The following is an 18,433-nucleotide window of genomic DNA, read 5'->3' as shown; positions in this document are numbered from 1 at the left end:
ATGGGGAATTAAACTCGCACACAAACACTTCAGTCGCCCACGGCCTGCTATTGCTGATATCGAGTTTCATCATTCACCATTTTTATTGAACAGGATGTGATTGCCATCACTTTCTTTTACATTACAAAGAGTATGATTCATCCTATAATTTTTTTCGGTAATGTCGCCTTTACAATAAACCAAGTAACATTTTTACGTTGCTTGGGGGCGGATTACCCATTTTATTGCCCTGAGGTCATATAGCGATGAAAACCATAGGAAACATATACAAATTTTATACCAGTTTTTTTGCGTATAAAAAATCCTTATCTGTGCTGTTATTGGCTTCAATCTGCTCTATGACTTTTGCAAAACAAACAGACGCTCCCGCAGGCCATGTGTCTTTTGTCATTGGCAAAGCCTTTTTATCCAACACGGCACTGAACAAGAAAAACATTAGAGTCAAAAGTGGCACGCCGATTTTTGAAGGCGATCATATCACTACCTCAAATGGCGGCCATGTCCACATTCGTTTTATCGATAACGCCATGGTCAGTGTTAGACCAAATAGCGAGTTAGCGATTGATTATTATCAATATGATGAAACCAATCCTAATGCATCTGTTATTCGATTTGATTTATCTAAAGGTGTGGCACGATCTATCTCCGGCAAAGGCGCTAAAGCGGCACGCGATAAATTTCGTTTAAATACGCCTATCGCTGCGATTGGTGTACGAGGCACAGACTTTGTTGTCAGTGCAAAAAGCCACCTAGTACAGGCTGTCGTTAATGAAGGTGCGATTGTCGTCGCGCCTTTTTCTGACCTCTGTTCGAGTGATGGTTTTGGACCTTGCGAAACAAATTCTGTTGAATTGGATGATATATCAAAACAACTGCTTGAAATGAGCGCCCTATCAGAAAAACCCATCCTAGTGCCTTTATCCAGTAAGTTTGTGCCTGAGCTGATGGAAAAACAGTCCAATGGCCATTCTTCATTAGACAGCTCCGACAGCCATTCCGATGAAGATAACAACAGCACCAATGAAGACAGCGCCAGCGAAGATGGAAAGTCTGACTCAAACACTGATGAGGTAAATACCACTGATAACGACGCTTCAGAAAACGAGTCCAGCTCAAAAGCACAGAGCACAGGTCAAACTGAAGACAGTAGCAACACTGAAGACAGTAGCAACACTGAAGACAGTGACCTCTCTGATGAAAGCGTTAGCGATGTGGACTCTAGCACCACACCTACCGTCACTTATAGCCCTTCGAATGACAGCACTAAAAATCCATCGTCTGATTTGGACTCGAAAGACGACACAGACTCAATAACCGATCTAAAAAAAGACCGTTTAGAAGAAGTTATTAATGAGGTTGGAGGCATCTCACCTCTACCAGATAACTATGTCCCATCAACAGCAACCAATACAGACGAACTGAATAAAAGGCAATTAGTTTGGGGGCGCTGGAGCAATCAAACTGAAAACACAGACCGTATCGTTGCCATAAGGTCAGAAATAGTAGATGGTCGTTCTGCGACAATTGGAACGACTGAGTATGTTTTATACAGAGACAGTTCAAATGGCGATTCCGTTGAGCCAAACTTAGGTGATGTTCGATTCAATCTGGTCGATGCTCAAGCGGTGCTTAATATTGATGGCAGAAAAGAACTTATGTCAGTTTCTGATGGCCGTTTAAACATTAACTTTAATAACAATACGTTTGATACCAGTTTATCTCTGAGTCATACCCTTACGGATGAGACGACAATACAGTCTTCCGGACAAATTAATAATAAAGGTTTTTTTAATAGCAACAGTGATGGAACACGTATTAGTGGTGCAACGTCTCTTGACGGAACGGAAGCAAGCTATCTTTTCAATAAGGAAATTGACCTTGGAACCATTGAAGGTCTAACGTATTGGAATGGCAGACCTTAACGATGTTTTTTAAGAACGCTTCCCCTATCACCGCATCAAAGTCTGAGAGCCTTAATACGCTTTCTGTGTTTGATATGCCTCCCATAGCGACAAAAATTGCAGTGGTTGCTTTGGCTGGCATGCTAACGGTTTTTCTAAGCACATTTTTTAGCGAATGGCGTTACTCTACAGAAGAAAAATTCGGTTCATTAGGCTGGACTCTGTTCCCTTCTAACGAGACTGAAGAAAGAGTCACTATTGTCGCCATTGACGAACAAAGTCTCTCTGAAATAGGGCCTTGGCCTTGGCCTAGAGACGTTCTTGCTGAGCTGTCTAATAAACTTGGCGAGGCTGGAGCGGCTTTGCAGCTGTATGATATTGTCTTGCCTGAGTCAAAAAACGGCGATGACCTACTTGCTTCTGTATTGCAACAACATAACAGTGTATTGGCGCAAGTGCCCGTCCTTGGGAATACGAATAGCATCCAAACAGGCACCATGTCTGGTGAGCTGGCTGGTATGCGCTGCCAACCCCCCTTGCCCAGTACATCAAATTATTTAGCCAATCACGCCACTTTTGCTAGCCTTCCTAAAGGCCATATTACCCCTATCGTAGATGCTGACGGTATGATTCGCAAACAACCGCCTCTGATTTGTGTGCAAGGTCGTGTTTATCCTTCATTATCATTAGAAGCCTTGTTACAGAACCTTCCAAATAAACAATCGGAAAAATCGATTCAAATTGCTAAGGGTAGCGGCTTCTTTGCCCCGGCATGGAACCTTCATTTTCCATCTTATTTTGGCGTTAAAATACCTTTAGACAAAGAGGGTAATGTAAGAATTTCTTATTCATTACAGCCAGATGCCTTTCAAGTCGTTTCGGCGGCGGATGTCCTGCTGAATAGAGCGCCGAGCAATTTACTTGATGGTGCTTGGACTCTCATCGGGGCCACGGCTTTTGGGTTAGGTGACATTGTACCAACCCCCCATTCTGGCGCCACGCCAGGTGTTGAGTTGCAAGCTCGCCTACTGACGAGTCTTTTGGATGGTGACACGCCTTACACACCGACAAACGCCAATATAATTTGGTTATTTGAGTGCTTTGCAATCACCGCTATTTTATTGCTTCTCGCCTCTAGCCGAAACAGATCCTCTGCCATTGGTCTTCCTTTAGCGGCGGTTATCCTTCCGGTTGTTACCTTGATAACACACATGCAGTTTCTGCAATCCAGTATTTGGCTAGGTTGGTTTATCCCCTTTACTTACGCGTTAATTGCAGCCAGCTTTTTAGCGCTGCTTGAACATGGACGAGTACGAGTAGAAAAGCAACGAGTGTTTAATAACTTAAGCAGTTATCTACCAGGGCAAGCGGCTCATAATATTGCTTTTAATTTGCCAAGCGGTGCTGTTGAAGCGCATCGCTCAGAACTTGTCTTGATGTGCGCCGACTTACGTAACTTCTCTTCCTATGAAGAATCAAGACCACCAGAAGAAGCCGCCGCGCTATTGCATTGCTTTTTTGTGCAGGCCTCTGAAATCATTGAAAAAAATGGTGGTCAAGTAGAAGAGTTTAAGGGCGACTCTGTTTTATCTAGCTGGGCGTGCGATAAAAGTGATGCGGCCACTATGGCGCTAAAAGCCGCCAATGAACTGCAAGCTATGATTTCAACCGTTATCCCAAGTCGACCTCCCGCTGGCCTTGAGCCAATGGCGCTTGGCATCGCCATTGAAAAAGGCCCGACCCTAGTTGGCTCAATTGGCCCTTCCCATCGACGAAGCCATACTATTTTAGGCGATACTGTTACTATTACCTTACGCATCCAAGAAATGACTCAGGAGTTGGCTCAACCTATTCTCATTGGTGAGTGCGCCGCAAGATCATTGAGCAATAAAGAACTAGAATCACAAGGTTCCTATTTACTTGATGGGTTACGCACACCCCATATTTTGTTTGCCCCTAAAATTATCCATACAGCCGAACTCTACGATACAGACCCTAGTGACAACATAGAAGTTACTCCTTTGCGTGTTATCTCTGGCGGCAAACATTATTAACCCTAACCAACTTATTTAAAGACGGGTTTCATTGTTATAATCTCACCGCCAGAGTGATTATAAACAGATGTATTCCACTCCTTTTCTTATTGGCTTAACATTTTCTTTAGATTTTTCCACATCTTACGATTTTTTTGTTTACCTACTAGGCATGATTACGGGATAATTCGTCATTATGCAGAAGCCGCCTCATTTATTAAAACATCATTTTTTTCGTTATTTCAGTTGCCACTCTTTATTTGGGGCAATCACGGTGACCATTGGCCTAGGCTTCAATTCGTCAGCCTTATTCGCCGATACCTCTACAAAGGGCCATGCCTCTTGCCCAACATTACCAAACATTCATGCCCAGCCAACAACTGAGGAGTGGATTGACCTTAGACACCAACTTGGCAGGCAGCTCGACCTCTGTTTAAATGACTCGGCTTTTTTTGCCTTATATGGCGCGTCTCTATTGCATTCAGGACTGACGGCACAATCAATTGAGAACTTAGAGAGAGCCTTATTGATTGACCCAAATAATGGAAGTGCCCTGATAGATTACGCTGAAGCACTGTATCTCTCGGATCAACTGCTGGCTGCGATACAAGTGAATCAGCAGGTACTTAATCGTGAGGATCTCCCGAGCTATTTACGAGAACCGTTAACAGAACGTGGGAAGACATGGAACCAACAAAGAGTCCATTGGCAAAATAAGATTGCCTTATCAAGCGGTTATCACAATAACCTGAACGGGGTTGCTAACCTAAAGGATTTAATTCTTACCTTTGATGATCGTGACATAATCGTTAGGCTCGACAAGAACTCTAGACCGATACCAGGAAACTATAAAGGAATTAATGCCTCGACGCACAGGACGGCCTTAACGGAAAATGGGGTAAGCCGTTTATCCATTAGTGCCGCCAGTCGATTAAGTGACTTAGAGCGCGTCGATACTGAATCTGTTGGCGTATCCTATGAAAGAGAGCGAATTTTAGAAGATGGATCCTTTATTTGGGATATCGATTCACAATACATTTTTTTTGGTGGAAAAGGCCTTTACCTATCTTCTTCAAGCCGCGCTAATCGCTACTGGAAACAAGAAAGTTGCTCCACCTATGTGGCCACTGAACTCAGCTCTTTGTACTTTCCTGATCAGTCACAATCTAACGAAGCCGATTTAGAATTTAAATGGGGCGCTGTTTGTGGGCCAGCCAACAACCAAATTGATTTTTCTTTTTCCATGGCCCACAACGAGTCATTACAGAACAGACCTGGTGGTGACCGACTTATTAAAGAAGTCAATTTGCAATGGAAAAAAAACCTAGGGAAAGGCATCTTCTTATCTGAGGTATCTTTCACATCCACAGAAGATGAAAAAGGGTATAATCCCCTTTTAAGCAACAATGAGACACGAAATACGAACACAACGAACGCGTCTTTGCGTTTCTTCTATCCACTAACCAATAGCCTTATGCTGCAATCTGGCGTTTACTATCAAGAACAAAGCAGCAATCTATCCTTGTTTGAGACAGAGTCTAAAAGCGCAGACATTGGTTTAACGTTTAGCTTTTAACGTTTAATTTGACGGCTTGGAAGTCGATTTATTATGCCAGTATTTCTTATGCATTGAGCAAAGGACATTGACGTTATGTGGCAAAGACCGATATGACCTTCCCAAGCGATAACCAAGGTATTTTGCGACCAGAGAAAGCCCTGAATAGGGTATCAAATACGCCCGTTTATGACGAATTAAAAAATGGGTTTGCTTAATAGCAAACTGAAAACCCATTTTTTCTGGCGTTCCAAATGTCTCTAACAACCAATGCTGCTCTCTATGAAAAACACCTATATCAAAATAACGCTTAAATTCCTCTGTTAACGAATAATTATGAGAGTGCTGCACACACGCCTCACTCACATACTCTATTTTGCCACCAGCCAAAAGCAACTTTCCAGCCAAATAGGAATCTTCACCTAATATTAGCTTCTCAGGAAAGCCACCAACAGCTTGAAGCGACGAATAACGATAGGCCGCAAAAGAATTAGACATAAAAATTTTCTGGATACCCTTAGGACGGCTCGACTCTAAACTCGTAAGATAACCGTCCTCTGGATAGTTATGTAATCTTGCAAATGCACCCAATGGTTTAGCATTCAAGTGGGGCAACTGACGCCCATAGGCCGCGGTAACTTGAGTGTTTTCAAACGATACTAACAAACGTAATAGAGTATTTTCATGCTGCAGAATGGCGTCTTGTGTCATAAACAGAACAACCTCTGTATTGACCTTAGATAAGGCTAAATTACGAGTCCCACCATGATCAAACTCAGCCTGAGGGATACTCATCAACTCAAACCCTGCATCAATTGCAATCTGTGCTGTTGCGTCAATTGAACTTGAATCTATGACTAGGACTTTCTCAGGTCGTTGGCTCGATCTAAGAATACTATCCACAACGTGTTTAAATAATGGTCCGGCATTATAGGTCGGTATGACAATCGAAAATGGCAGATAAGAGTTGTGTCTCTCTATGTTAGGTTCACCTACGGTCATATCGTCCCCTTTATAAAACGCAGCTGAACAAGCAAAATAGAGAGGCTAAAAAAGATCATTTCGGTTAAACGCTAGGTAAAATGTTAACTAGTGCTAGACGCCAATTTGAAGGCTGAATACCATATACCGCTAATTTTTGGCAATCTAATGATGAATACTGAGGCCTTGAAGCCGGGGTCGGGTATTCCTCAGTACTAATCGCCTTGACTTTTGGGGCTGATTTAATACGGTTTTGGCTCTGTGCAATAGAAAAAATCGTCTTTGCAAACCCATGCCAGCTGGTTTCTGCATCCCCTCCAAAATGATATACACCCCATTGGACTTCATTAACCTGGATTGCCTGACATAAGGTTAATAAACAGTTAGCTAAATCACCGGCGTAGGTAGGGCAACCATATTGATCGGCCACCACACTCAATTCTTCTTTATCGGATAGGCGAACCATGGTTTTAACAAAGTTATTACCAAACTCGCTGAATACCCAAGCGGTTCTAATAATAAGGTGCTGAGGGTTTACTTGCTGTAAGGCGTCTTCACCTGCTAGCTTTGTTTTACCATAGACGCTTTGAGGGTTTGTTGAATCGTCTGGTTTGTAAGGAAATACAGCGTCACCATCAAACACATAATCTGTCGACACATGGATGACTGGAATAGTATGAGCCGCCGCCACTTCTCCTAACGCCTTCACACCGAGATGATTAACCTTATCGGCCTCTTTACATTCCGATTCCGCTAGGTCAACCTTAGTGTAAGCCGAGGCATTAATAATAACATTGGGTTTATCTTGTAAAATTCGATGTGCCATTTGCGCTTTATTAGTGATATCAAATTCAGACGAGTCGTATGAAACTAATTCCATATTATCCACATTAGATAAATTGAATTGCTCTGTGACAGAGCGACCTAATTGACCATTTTTACCTATTAGTAAGATTCTCATACCACTGTCTCTGAAGTTTAATACACCAACATTCTTGATTTATAACCATTATAAATCAACGAAATTTAAACCTAATTTGTCTTTCTCTGATAAAACAGGGCGAATTCCCTTAGGCCATTCAATCGCGACCGTAGGGTCATCCCAAATAAGGCATCCCTCGTCACTGGGATCATAATAATCTGTGCACTTGTATTCAAAATCGGCGACCTCTGACAACACCACAAAACCATGCGCTAAACCAGGTGGCACCCAAAATTGTTTTTTATTCTCTTCGGATAACATCACTCCAGCCCACTGACCATAGGTCGGAGAGCCTTTTCGAATGTCGACCGCAACGTCAAACACTTCCCCTCGAACGACTCGAACCAATTTGCCTTGGGGCTTTGATTTTTGAAAGTGAAGGCCTCTGAGTACGTTTTTGCCTGAACGCGAATGGTTGTCCTGCACGAAACGATCGGTGATGCCACACAACTCTTGATAACGGGATTCTTGAAAGCTTTCTAAGAAGAAGCCTCTTTCATCACCGAACACGTTTGGCTCGATAATTAACACTCCGTCTACGGCTGTTTTGGTTACTTGCATTATTTTTTCCCGTTTGTTTATCGGTAGCCGTTGGCAATTTTCAATAGATATTGACCATAGCCGGTTTTCTGTAATTGCGTACCCGCTTCAATTAATTGTTCTTTGGTAATCCATTTTTTTAAGAACGCAATTTCTTCAAGGCAGGCGACTTTTAAGCCTTGGCGATGCTCAACGGTTTGCACAAACTGCCCTGCTTCCAGTAAGGCGTCATGCGTTCCCGTGTCTAGCCATGCAAAGCCTCGTCCCAATAACGACACCTTTAAATCACCGCGTTTCAAATACGCTAAATTAATATCGGTAATTTCCAGCTCTCCACGAGAAGAAGGCTTGATCGTCTTGGCAATGTCAATCACATCGTTATCATAAAAATACATGCCCGTCACAGCGTATTGAGAACGTGGCTCTTGTGGCTTTTCTTCGATGCTCAAAACGTTTCCCTTGTCATCAAATTCGACCACACCAAAACGCTCAGGGTCGGTCACATGGTAACCAAAGACGGTGGCGCCTGTCTGCTGCTCAGTCGATTCTTGAAGTATTTCTGAAAAGCGTTGACCGAAGAAAATATTATCGCCTAATAATAGCGCGACATTATCTTCTCCTATGAATTCTTCACCGATAATAAACGCTTGCGCTAATCCATCTGGCGAAGGTTGCACGGCATACTCTAAAGACATACCAAATTGCTGCCCATCACCGAGCACTTTCTTGAAATTTTGCTGATCTTCTGGGGTTGTTATAATCAAGACTTCACGAATACCAGCCAACATCAACACGGAAAGCGGATAATAAATCATTGGTTTGTCATAGATTGGCATCAGTTGCTTTGAGCAACCTAATGTAAGCGGGTGCAACCTGGTACCACTCCCTCCCGCTAAAATAATACCTTTACGATTCTTCACGTTTTCACCTTAGAATTATTCTTTACCTAAACGGTCTAATTGGTATTCGCCATTCAATACTTGTTGCCACCAAGTGGCATTATCTAAATACCATTGGACGGTTTTTTTAATGCCGGATTCAAACGTCTCTTGCGGTGCCCAATCTAATTCTGCGGACATCTTGCTGGCATCAATGGCGTATCTGGCGTCGTGACCTGGACGATCTTGCACGAATGTTATCAAATCTTGATAATGATCGACACCTGCAGGCTTAGTGGGAACCATGTCTTCTAATAATGCACAGATGGTCCGTACCACTTCGATATTGCGTTTTTCATTATGGCCGCCAATGTTGTATGTCTCACCTATTTTACCTTGTGTCACTACGGTAAATAACGCTCTTGCATGATCTTCTACATACAACCAGTCACGAATTTGCGAACCATTTCCATACACAGGTAAAGGTTTGCCCGCCAGTGCATTTAAAATGATATGCGGCACCAGCTTTTCAGGAAAGTGATAAGGGCCATAATTATTAGAACAATTCGTAATGATGGTAGGTAAGCCATAGGTTCGCTGCCACGCTCGTACTAAGTGGTCAGAACTGGCTTTACTGGCTGAATAAGGAGAGCTTGGTGCATAAGAGGTAGACTCAGTAAAAAGAGGCAACTCACCTTGAACGTCATCCGGGTGAGGCAAATCACCATACACTTCATCTGTTGATATGTGATGGAAACGAAAATCGGCTTTGGCCGCCCCTTCTAGGGTAGACCAATACTGCCTGGCTTCTTCTAGTAGAACAAACGTCCCCATGATATTCGTCTGCATAAAATCACCAGGGCCATCAATGGAGCGATCTACATGACTTTCGGCCGCTAAATGCATTATAACCGTGGGTTGAGTCTCTTGAAGCACCTTACGTATCGCGGTCGAATCGCAAATATCCAATTGCTCAAAACGATATCTATCTTTGCTTTGTAACGCGTCAGGGATAGAATTAAGGTTGCCTGCATAGGTTAATTTATCGACATTAATAACGCTGTGTTGAGTTTCTGAAAGTATATATCTAACCAATGCACTTCCAATAAAACCCGCACCGCCAGTGATTAGTATTTTCACGACCCATCCCTCAAAAAATAAAGGCTTGATTGTACCTGAAACGAGAATAAATCGCCTGTATTTATTGTGCTGAAGAGAACAATAAGTGTCCTCTTTATCTGCAAAAATTTAGGATCCGTGCAAGGAGTCTATCGGCGACCTCATCGAGAATGAAAATGCGTGTTTGAAGCGTAACTGGATTACGGACTCTCCTCCTGGCTTCTCTGTTTCAGAGGGTAGTTGATTTCATTTTGAACAAGGTAGGTTGGTCGTGCTTTAATTTCATCGTAGATTTTAGCAAGATAGAGGCCAATTAAGCCCAAACTAATCATGAGTATGCTGCCGATAAAGAGCAGTAGCAATATCACCGTGGTAAAGCCTGTCACGGCAACGCCTATAACCCATTGATATAGTGATACACTGCCTATAATACTGCTAATGATTAACATTAAAAAACCAATTAGCGTTACTAGATGTAAAGGGGCAGACGTAAAAGAAACAATGTTATGAATAGAGTATTTGAATAGACCTAATGCGCTCCAAGAAGAGCTGTCCCCTTCTCTTTCTGGAACCGTAAAGGGAATTTGAACACTCGGAAACCCCAGCCATTCGACCAAGCCGCGAAAAAACCGTTGCTTTTCCGGTAGTTTATTAATGTGTTCGGCTATCTCATTATCCAGTAGTTTATAGTCGCTGTGATTTTCTAACTCTAAAGAGCTTAGTAGACTTAGCCCTCTATAAAAAGCCGTACTAAAGAGTTTATAGAGCAAAGACTCTTTACCACGTGCGCTTTTAACCGATTCAACCACTTTGAAACCTTGCTCCCAATATTCTAGCATTTGAGGAATTAAGCTTGGCGGATGCTGTAAATCGGTATCCATCACAATATAGGCATCCGAGGAGTAACGCTCTAAGCCCGCATAAATTGCCGCTTCTTTTCCAAAGTTTCGAGTAAAATTGCATAAGGTAATAGAAAGGTTTTTGGCGTCATATTGACTGACAGCCATCGCCGTTTTATCTGTAGAGCCGTCATTTAAAATAACGACATGGAACAGGTAGTTTGCAGACAATGGTTCTAGCGTACTGTCTAGTACTGAAAGAAAGGACTGAATGCCAGCTTCTTCATTAAACGCGGGACAAAGAATCGTGATTTTTTTCATATACAGAAAATGGGTTCTCTTAAATCAGAATGATGACTTTTACGAACCAGTTGATTCGCATAAAAAGCCTTTTGGGGAGTGACGTTTTTACTAACACTCACCTTAATTATTCAATAACCTGTATTGCCATTATGTCTGAAAACCACCATGAGTTCCCATGCTCTCTTTTATAGACTTGATAGGTTTCGTTTGGCTTGGGCCTTACCAGCCGTTGTTTGAATACCGCCGCACCAACAGCAATGCCTCTATCAGGAAACAAAATACCAACCGATTCTGCATTGGAAGAATCAAGAGACCAAGACAAGACACCGTCCTCAAAAGTAGGCGGTTTTTTTATATTAACGTGATTCTGGCTTGGCTGGCAATTTTTCTGGACTTGCGTTACAGAGATACTTTGACCGGCTTGATCAAATGCCAAAAATGACGTTGCTGTACTTAACGTCGCTTGCTCCATGAATTGTTGGCAGTTTTGCGTTATTTCTAACCAATCATTTCCCAAAAGCCTGTATATATTCATGATTTCTCCTTGAAGATAACCCAAAGGCGTCAACACGACGGTTGGTCTTTTTTCAAGCCGATGCATTAGTTGCTCATTAATGAAATACCATGGCGTACTGGTTTGGCTTTTTGAAAATAAGACAAGCTCATGGCGCTGGATAAAAACCAAAGCCATTAAAGGCAGGCAAATCGCCCCATATTGAAGCGCCAATGGCCTCTGAATACGCGTCTTATCACTTGAAAAAACAGCTAGGATAGAGGCCATTGAAAGCGCCAAATCGAACATAAAAAAAACTCTGTCCCCATGAAGCTCAGGATGTTGAAAAGCATGCGGCGCAGCTAAAGATGGTGCCGCAAACAGACCCGCCATCATGGTGTAGATAAGCATTTTTTTGGGTGCAAAAAATAGCGCCATAAAAGCCGCAAGACAAATTAGCCATTTATTCGTTACATACCAGGCCAGAAAGCGTATCCAAGAGTCAAGCGATAAGGACAACAGGCTGCTAACAAAGCCCTCCCCATCCCGTCCATCAGCTGAAACGCCAAGCATATAAAAACGTAAGCAGAAATACGTGAGTAACGACACACTCACTAGAGCAAAAGCCTTCCATGCTTTTATCCGCCAAAATACACACCACAGTAAAGGGATTAACATGATATAAATTTCTTTACTTAATAAAGCAAAGAACGAAAGCATAAAAAGCGACGTTAAAAAAACATAATTATTGAGTTTGTTGGCATACCAAGCTCGATAGACGAGCAATAAAATGACCACCGATAGAAGAGCACCTAGCAAATAGTGGACAGTATAAAAACGACTAATCATAGGGAACACACTCATGTTGCTGTATATGAGCAATAAACACGCAAAGCCAGCAAGGCCATTTTGTGTTTTTTTGGAACATAAGTACGCTGAAGTAAAGCCAATAAGAGAGATTAACGTTAGCTGCACAATAATAAACGCCACATTATTAAAACCAAACCAAGTCAAAACGGCTTTATAGAGTGTCAATACAACAGGGGTAAAATGAACAATAGAAAGTTGTTGATACACTTCCGGAGTGAAATAAGGCGCAAACCAACCGTAAGACAGAGAAAGTTGTGACATATGAGTGTCGTCGTCAGAGAAGGTCCCCCAGGATAAGGCACTGTATTGACTAAAGAAAATTAAGAACGACGCTAATGCCAGTGCGTAAAATATGGGGGTTGGCCACACTTTCATGATAAAAAGTCCTTGATACACTCTAACCTAAGCGAGTGTTGTTAACAGATACATTGCATACCTTGCATTAACGCCTCATCGAATACAATAAGATACTATCGATACACAACAAATTTTTGCAAAGAAAAACTCAACACAACCAGCACAGCCTCAACAAGCAGTTTAGCCCCAACAACCCAATGCCAACGTTCAATTTCGAAAAAGCCGATAGAGTACTGAATCATGAAGGTGCTAAGCAGTGTCATAACACACCAAAGCAGGACAAACTTAAGCAATATTTTAGGCGCGATTTTTTGTTTGCTGTCTAGTTTTTTAAAGGTAAATAGACCATTTAAAAAATAACCCGACATGGCTCCAATAAATCGAGCGAAGACATTGGCTACCTCAGCCGAAACAAACACAATGCATAAAGCAAACGTGGACGCGTCCAATGCATATTGAACCCCACCTATGAGCAGAAACAGTAGGAACTGCCGACTCATAAGTCTTTTAACTTAGTGTGTAATGTTTCTTTCGGTACATTACCAATGTCATAATTTAAAAATGAGAGCAAGAGCTGCAGGCCAATAATAATCGACAGACCTGATATCATCACTGTTCCGCTGGTAGCGGGTATTCCTGATGAGGATGAGGCACCCCAGTGATAAGCACCAAAAATAACCCCAAAGAAAAACGCAAAGGTTCCTGCCAGTAATTCTACCGAAGCCGCTGAAAAATCCCTCATAAAGTAACTATATACAATGCGGCGGTTAAAATTATGGATGTTTTTCTTTAGGAACAGAAAAAAAATCTTTTTAATCTTTAGGTTTGACTCTTCATCTTCGTACTTAGCCAGCATGGGGATATCAACAACCTTTGCTCGATAAATACCAAGACGGTATAACATGTCACTTTCAAAAAAGTAGTCTTTACTGACTTTGTCGATATTAATCAGTGACAAGACTTTCGTCGAAATCGCCGTATACCCATTAGTCGGATCAAAACTTTTCCAGTAACCACTTGATACCTTTGTTAAAAATGATAACGCGATATTGCCAAAAAAGCGTACTTTTGGCATGTCACTGGCATCGTCTATATTGAAGAAACGATTGCCTTTTGTGTAATCCGCTTGCCCGTCAATAATCGGCTGTATAAATTTAGGGATCAACGTTGGGTCCATTTGCCCATCCCCATCTACCTTCACCACAACATCCATGCCATCAGCAAGAGCGGCCTTATACCCTGTGCTTACCGCACCACCAACGCCTTGATTCACTTCATGAAACACGACTTTTATTCGTTTATCTTGACACTGATCTTTTACATATTGACCGCTGTGTTCTGGGCAGCAATCGTCCACAACATAAATACGATCTACCTCTTGACCAATTTGGGAGATCACCTCTAATACAAATTTCTTAACCTTATATGAAGGTATAACAACGGATACTTTCATCATAAATCCTTAGGTACAGCAATTAATCCAAAATCATCTTCGAATACAATATCAAATTCTAGCAAGAACGCGTCTCTATCAAAAATAGCCGTAGCAACCAATACTATCGCACTGTAATCATTTTCCTTTAGATAACGCACTAGTTCCTTTGCTGGCTTCATCAGAAACCTACCATCGGGTACATTAGATGCGACGCCAGACCAACGAGCTTCCCCTGTCCAATGCCCTGCCGCTACACCATTGTAGTAATAGGCTTTATCAGCAAAACCAACTTGGTATATGCGTCTATTCGGAAAATTTAAATCATTGGCTTTCTTTAATAACCTGTATCCCGTGATGACATCAGACAAAAACGCTTCTTGTAGGTGTACAGGGTAGGTTATAAAGCGATTCACATCCCTTTTTATGCTGGGTAATACAAAATAAAAACACACAAGAAAAACGGACAGTTTTGTATAAATTTTATTTTCAATTTTTAGCGCGCTTAATAACAAATACATTGATATCGCGATAGATGCACACGCTGTACCTAGGACAGGCAATAGATAACGATCAATATGCGCTGAAAAGTACCAAAATAAAGAAAACAGTATCGTCATCAGCGCAAGATTGAAGTTTATTCTTACCAATGCATTTTGAGGCTGCTTTATTCTAAAAAATAAAGCCACTAAAAAACTGGCATAAAAATAATATGAAAAGGCGAAAGTTGCTTTTTTAAGTTGTTTAAAATAATGATTGAAGGATTCGGCGGTTCCATAGGTACTTAATTCGGCAAGGTTTGAGTTTAAATCCGCCTGATTCCATATATAAAACCCAAAAACATCACTTAAAAAAGGATGAACTGGGTTACCCGATAACGCAATATTGCGGATATACCACCAAGTACCAAAACACGCACATACGCCCAAAAAAACAGTCGCTTCTTTTATTTTTTGCTTGCTGTAATACATAAAAAATACAAAGACAAGTAAGCCACACACTAAACCGAAATATTTAGTGCTCGCGGCTTCTGCAATGCCTAAAGCGGCCACAACTAAATAATATAAAGACTCTCGTTTCGAGGTCGCCTCTTGCCATTTTACGAATGCAACAAAGGCAATACTAGCAAATAAAGCGTACCCAAAATCAACGTATATAACCCACGATAGAGATTGAATTTTTGTCGAACAATAAACGGTAACAGTAACAATGAAAGCAATCCAAGGATTGGTTTTTTGTTGCACTAACTCATAAACCATCAGAACTAAAACGGCCATAAAAGAAAAGTTCAACATTCTTAGAAAAAATTCATCGCCTACCATTAAACCAAAAGCATAAAGAAGATTAATTTCTAATGTCTGGAACGGATAAATAAGGTGCGTTTGCACAACCAATCCATGATTTTCGACAAAAGCTCGTGAATAAGGCAAATGATAAGACAGGTCATCCGCACCAAAAAGCAGTCCGGTTACATTCAACCCTAAAATAAGCATTAATATCAGGGTTAAGCCATGACCTAAATGAAAGGATAATCGACGCCTATTGTCTTTTCTCGTGTTTCTGTTGTCTTTTCTTGCGTTAAATAGAAACCATCCTGTCATCAAAAAAGCTAAGACAAGCAAAGGCTCCGCGTAAAAAACGTCAAACAATGCCAGAATAAATGCACATTTGATAAAAAGAATAAAGCCTAAAAAACCCGTAAAAAACAGATCAATAATCGTTATTTTTGCTGGCCTATCTTGAGCGCACATGGCCCCGTAAAATTGTTGTTTTAACACATGCCCTGACATGTAAAAAACAGAATAAAACAACACAACCAATAGCAAACTTTGCAGATAAACCAAAACCGTAGGAATAATTTCCATATTTCCTCTCAAATAAACTAAAGCGTTATAGGCCAGCCATTCCAATTCCCCTAGGGAGTGCTTATTAGTACTAGATTATTAGTACTAGATTATTAGTACTAGGTAATCAATAAACAGCACGTGATGGCCATCGCCTTAAAACATTAATAAGTGAACAAATGAACAAATAGATTCAAGTTATTTAAAAACCTAAGATGAAAAAATCACACTGAATAGAATTCGCGCTACATTCTGGCCGCCTCTAAAATAGATTGATAAAGATAGTTAGAACCGTACTGTTCGTTTTTATCTTCAATTAAAAATTTGGCATGTGCAGGACTTGAATAACGAATAAACTCAGGGACGATTGACATATAATAAGGGGTTACAAAGGCCGCCGATGTATTATAGTGCGTCATAAGAGCATTATACGTACGGATCTTGGACTTATATTGTTGTGGATGGAATTCAGGCATGCTGTATGGGCTGCCGTTTAAAAATGGAAACCGTTTAGTTAACCCAATACCATCCGTACTGCCGCCATACAAAGTCACTCCAGGAAGATAATTTGACTCGGCAGAAACCGATTGCTCTGTAGCAAACAAGATGGTATTCCAAGAAGAGTTTAGGTAAGTCGGTATTTGATGTGAAAATAGTTTACGTTTTTCTGCGCCACTATTAATCGCTTGCAACCACACATAGTTAATAAAATCTTCAACTTGAGAGCCCCGATACTGATTCCACAGATCAGCAAGTGGGTTGTAATAGACATCTTGCAAACCTTTAGGATGATCCAGATAAAAACGTAACCCCTCAAGCTCGCTGGCGGCCACAATATCAAGATCATTTGACTTTACTGGCGCCGTCTTCGGTGTTGTTTGATTTCTATCTACGTAGGCAAATGTTTGCTGAGTCAGTTCGTATCGTTTATTGCCTATGGAGGCGACCACCTGAATTTCATGAATTCCAGGCGTTAATTGTGAGAAATTTAAATCGTATCTAAACCCTACACTGGGGTCTTGAAGTTGATCAAGCGCTTGATAGACATCCATGCGATTTAAATGGTAATCCGCTTCGCCACTCAACTGGCCATCAACATAAACATGTATGGCATGGAAAGGTTTATCCGAATCATTCCAAAGCCAACCGAAAATAGGGAGCACTCCGTGAGCATAGCTGTCTATATGCTCTGAAAAGTCAGTCAGTTTGTCTGTGTGAATGTCTTTACTCGGCGGCTCTATGTCAGCCCATTTAGTATAGTGAGTCGATAAAAAGGCATTTACATCTTCAATGGTACTGTACTTCGCTTTTAGCCACTCCCTGAAGCCTAATTTGCTGCTATCACTGTAATCTGTCAATTTTATATCCGCAAACTTTCCCATACCCGATTGAAAGTCTTCAAACATATGATGCGTTTCACCCGCTAGACTGATGGCCTTAATTCGCTGTTTCTGGTCATCAGACAGGGAACTGTAATAACGAATAATGGCGCGAAATGCATCAAATCTGTATTTATTTACAGGGATACTTTCATCGGTAGATAACGTATAGGGAATAATGGAAGAGTCGAAATATCTATCTATAGGTGGCTCACCATTACTTAAAAGCATCAAGTTGGTGTTATCCAAAGCCAATTCCTTTGCAAGCTCACTACTAGAATCAAAATGATCCATGAATGGGTAAATAACAACAGGCCTATCAACAGACTCTATATTATTAAATATAGTTTCGATTTTTTTCCTTTCTATAACCCATTTCCCGTTCACTTTTTCGTACAGACTGGACACAGGGATACCATAGGTATACCCCACTTGAACCTGACCTGTCGCGCCTCCAGGCTCAAGTGTTGAGAGTAAATCACTTAACTCAGCAGTCATTGAGAAGTTGCGTTCTTGACAGTACTGATAGTTAGGAGATGCGTGATCTGTCTGAATCGCTTGCTCGCAGTAATGAAGACCTTCAATCATTGGCGCGATCAAATAAGGTTGCTCCTCACGATTTAGCTTAGCCGTTGAAGCGTCTGTCTTAACTTGGGTTAATGGTCTTTGAGCTACTTTAAGATCATCATCCTTTGAAGGATCACATGCAGAGATTAAAACTGATAGGCAAATTATCGGTACAAACTTTGGTGTTGATGAATACATGGCTTCCTAACCTTTTTTAATGTCAGAACAATAAGACATTCTTAGATAAACTGAGTGAATAACGACTAAAAAATAATGAGCACCGTGTTTATTGGATGCTCAATAACGCTCAAAAACAAAATCCTTTAGGCAAAAATAAGAAATACGCCAACCAAAGGCATT

General features: G+C 41.3%; 14 protein-coding genes. 3 read left to right on the top strand and 11 right to left on the bottom strand.

Going from position 1 to position 18,433, the window contains the following annotated elements; translation table 11 throughout:
* The first annotated feature begins 245 nt into the window (after nucleotides 1–245).
* The 3 genes from IEZ33_RS02955 to IEZ33_RS02945 all read left to right on the top strand — a co-directional run bounded on the left by IEZ33_RS02955 (nucleotide 246) and on the right by IEZ33_RS02945 (nucleotide 5,510).
* Nucleotides 246–1,922, top strand: a complete 1,677-nt coding sequence (locus IEZ33_RS02955) for a FecR family protein (RefSeq protein WP_191602242.1) — start codon at nucleotides 246–248, stop codon at nucleotides 1,920–1,922.
* A 2-nt stretch (nucleotides 1,923–1,924) separates the two neighbouring features.
* The gene (locus IEZ33_RS02950) at nucleotides 1,925–3,955 is read left to right on the top strand and encodes a CHASE2 domain-containing protein (RefSeq protein WP_191602241.1); all 2,031 of its coding nucleotides are present in this window, start codon (nucleotides 1,925–1,927) and stop codon (nucleotides 3,953–3,955) included.
* A 175-nt stretch (nucleotides 3,956–4,130) separates the two neighbouring features.
* Nucleotides 4,131–5,510 (top strand): tetratricopeptide repeat protein, encoded by a 1,380-nt coding sequence (locus IEZ33_RS02945; RefSeq protein WP_191602240.1) that lies wholly within the window; start codon nucleotides 4,131–4,133, stop codon nucleotides 5,508–5,510.
* 3 nt (nucleotides 5,511–5,513) lie between these two features.
* Here IEZ33_RS02945 and IEZ33_RS02940 read toward each other — a convergent pair whose 3' ends face one another.
* The 11 genes from IEZ33_RS02940 to IEZ33_RS02890 form a co-directional block, all read right to left on the bottom strand.
* Nucleotides 5,514–6,491, bottom strand: coding sequence for a glycosyltransferase family 2 protein (locus IEZ33_RS02940; RefSeq protein WP_206696896.1), 978 nt, complete (start codon nucleotides 6,489–6,491; stop codon nucleotides 5,514–5,516).
* A 64-nt stretch (nucleotides 6,492–6,555) separates the two neighbouring features.
* The gene (gene rfbD / locus IEZ33_RS02935; protein ID WP_191602239.1) at nucleotides 6,556–7,431 is read right to left on the bottom strand and encodes a dTDP-4-dehydrorhamnose reductase; all 876 of its coding nucleotides are present in this window, start codon (nucleotides 7,429–7,431) and stop codon (nucleotides 6,556–6,558) included.
* 48 nt (nucleotides 7,432–7,479) lie between these two features.
* Complete coding sequence (gene rfbC, locus IEZ33_RS02930; protein ID WP_191602238.1) at nucleotides 7,480–8,013, bottom strand: dTDP-4-dehydrorhamnose 3,5-epimerase; 534 nt, start codon at nucleotides 8,011–8,013, stop codon at nucleotides 7,480–7,482.
* 17 nt (nucleotides 8,014–8,030) lie between these two features.
* On the bottom strand, nucleotides 8,031–8,912 hold the full coding sequence (gene rfbA / locus IEZ33_RS02925; RefSeq protein ID WP_191602237.1) for a glucose-1-phosphate thymidylyltransferase RfbA: 882 nt from the start codon (nucleotides 8,910–8,912) through the stop codon (nucleotides 8,031–8,033).
* A gap of 15 nt (nucleotides 8,913–8,927) precedes the next feature.
* A complete protein-coding gene (gene rfbB / locus IEZ33_RS02920) occupies nucleotides 8,928–10,010 on the bottom strand; it encodes a dTDP-glucose 4,6-dehydratase (protein ID WP_191602236.1) in 1,083 nt (360 codons plus the stop codon).
* A gap of 179 nt (nucleotides 10,011–10,189) precedes the next feature.
* Complete coding sequence (locus IEZ33_RS02915) at nucleotides 10,190–11,149, bottom strand: glycosyltransferase family 2 protein (RefSeq protein WP_191602235.1); 960 nt, start codon at nucleotides 11,147–11,149, stop codon at nucleotides 10,190–10,192.
* Nucleotides 11,150–11,255: 106 nt separating this feature from the next.
* Nucleotides 11,256–12,869: a hypothetical protein gene (locus IEZ33_RS02910; protein ID WP_191602234.1), complete on the bottom strand. Its 1,614-nt coding sequence runs from the start codon at nucleotides 12,867–12,869 to the stop codon at nucleotides 11,256–11,258.
* A 95-nt stretch (nucleotides 12,870–12,964) separates the two neighbouring features.
* Nucleotides 12,965–13,351 carry a GtrA family protein gene (locus tag IEZ33_RS02905; RefSeq protein ID WP_191602233.1) on the bottom strand — a complete coding sequence of 129 codons (387 nt, stop codon included), beginning with the start codon at nucleotides 13,349–13,351 and terminating at the stop codon, nucleotides 12,965–12,967.
* Nucleotides 13,348–14,304: a glycosyltransferase family 2 protein gene (locus tag IEZ33_RS02900; RefSeq protein ID WP_240009615.1), complete on the bottom strand. Its 957-nt coding sequence runs from the start codon at nucleotides 14,302–14,304 to the stop codon at nucleotides 13,348–13,350. The genes IEZ33_RS02905 and IEZ33_RS02900 overlap by 4 nt, the downstream gene beginning before the upstream one ends.
* On the bottom strand, nucleotides 14,304–16,148 hold the full coding sequence (locus IEZ33_RS02895) for a hypothetical protein (protein ID WP_191602231.1): 1,845 nt from the start codon (nucleotides 16,146–16,148) through the stop codon (nucleotides 14,304–14,306). The genes IEZ33_RS02900 and IEZ33_RS02895 overlap by 1 nt, the downstream gene beginning before the upstream one ends.
* 224 nt (nucleotides 16,149–16,372) lie before the next feature.
* Nucleotides 16,373–18,271: a beta-galactosidase gene (locus IEZ33_RS02890; protein WP_191602230.1), complete on the bottom strand. Its 1,899-nt coding sequence runs from the start codon at nucleotides 18,269–18,271 to the stop codon at nucleotides 16,373–16,375.
* Nucleotides 18,272–18,433 lie beyond the last annotated feature (162 nt).

Origin of the sequence: Marinomonas algicola, assembly GCF_014805825.1 — a bacterium.
GTDB classification, from domain to species: Bacteria; Pseudomonadota; Gammaproteobacteria; order Pseudomonadales; family Marinomonadaceae; genus Marinomonas; species Marinomonas algicola.
This window is presented reverse-complemented; position numbering and strand designations above follow the sequence as displayed.

Coding starts and splice junctions, on each gene's coding strand:
- rfbD (WP_191602239.1), bottom strand. CDS start 7,431: ATGAGAATCTTACTAATAGGTAAAAATGGTCAATTAGGTCGCTCTGTC.
- IEZ33_RS02900 (WP_240009615.1), bottom strand. CDS start 14,304: ATGAAAGTATCCGTTGTTATACCTTCATATAAGGTTAAGAAATTTGTA.
- IEZ33_RS02950 (WP_191602241.1), top strand. CDS start 1,925: ATGTTTTTTAAGAACGCTTCCCCTATCACCGCATCAAAGTCTGAGAGC.
- IEZ33_RS02940 (WP_206696896.1), bottom strand. CDS start 6,491: ATGACCGTAGGTGAACCTAACATAGAGAGACACAACTCTTATCTGCCA.
- rfbC (WP_191602238.1), bottom strand. CDS start 8,013: ATGCAAGTAACCAAAACAGCCGTAGACGGAGTGTTAATTATCGAGCCA.
- IEZ33_RS02905 (WP_191602233.1), bottom strand. CDS start 13,351: ATGAGTCGGCAGTTCCTACTGTTTCTGCTCATAGGTGGGGTTCAATAT.
- IEZ33_RS02945 (WP_191602240.1), top strand. CDS start 4,131: ATGCAGAAGCCGCCTCATTTATTAAAACATCATTTTTTTCGTTATTTC.
- IEZ33_RS02890 (WP_191602230.1), bottom strand. CDS start 18,271: ATGTATTCATCAACACCAAAGTTTGTACCGATAATTTGCCTATCAGTT.
- IEZ33_RS02910 (WP_191602234.1), bottom strand. CDS start 12,869: ATGAAAGTGTGGCCAACCCCCATATTTTACGCACTGGCATTAGCGTCG.
- IEZ33_RS02895 (WP_191602231.1), bottom strand. CDS start 16,148: ATGGAAATTATTCCTACGGTTTTGGTTTATCTGCAAAGTTTGCTATTG.
- IEZ33_RS02955 (WP_191602242.1), top strand. CDS start 246: ATGAAAACCATAGGAAACATATACAAATTTTATACCAGTTTTTTTGCG.
- IEZ33_RS02915 (WP_191602235.1), bottom strand. CDS start 11,149: ATGAAAAAAATCACGATTCTTTGTCCCGCGTTTAATGAAGAAGCTGGC.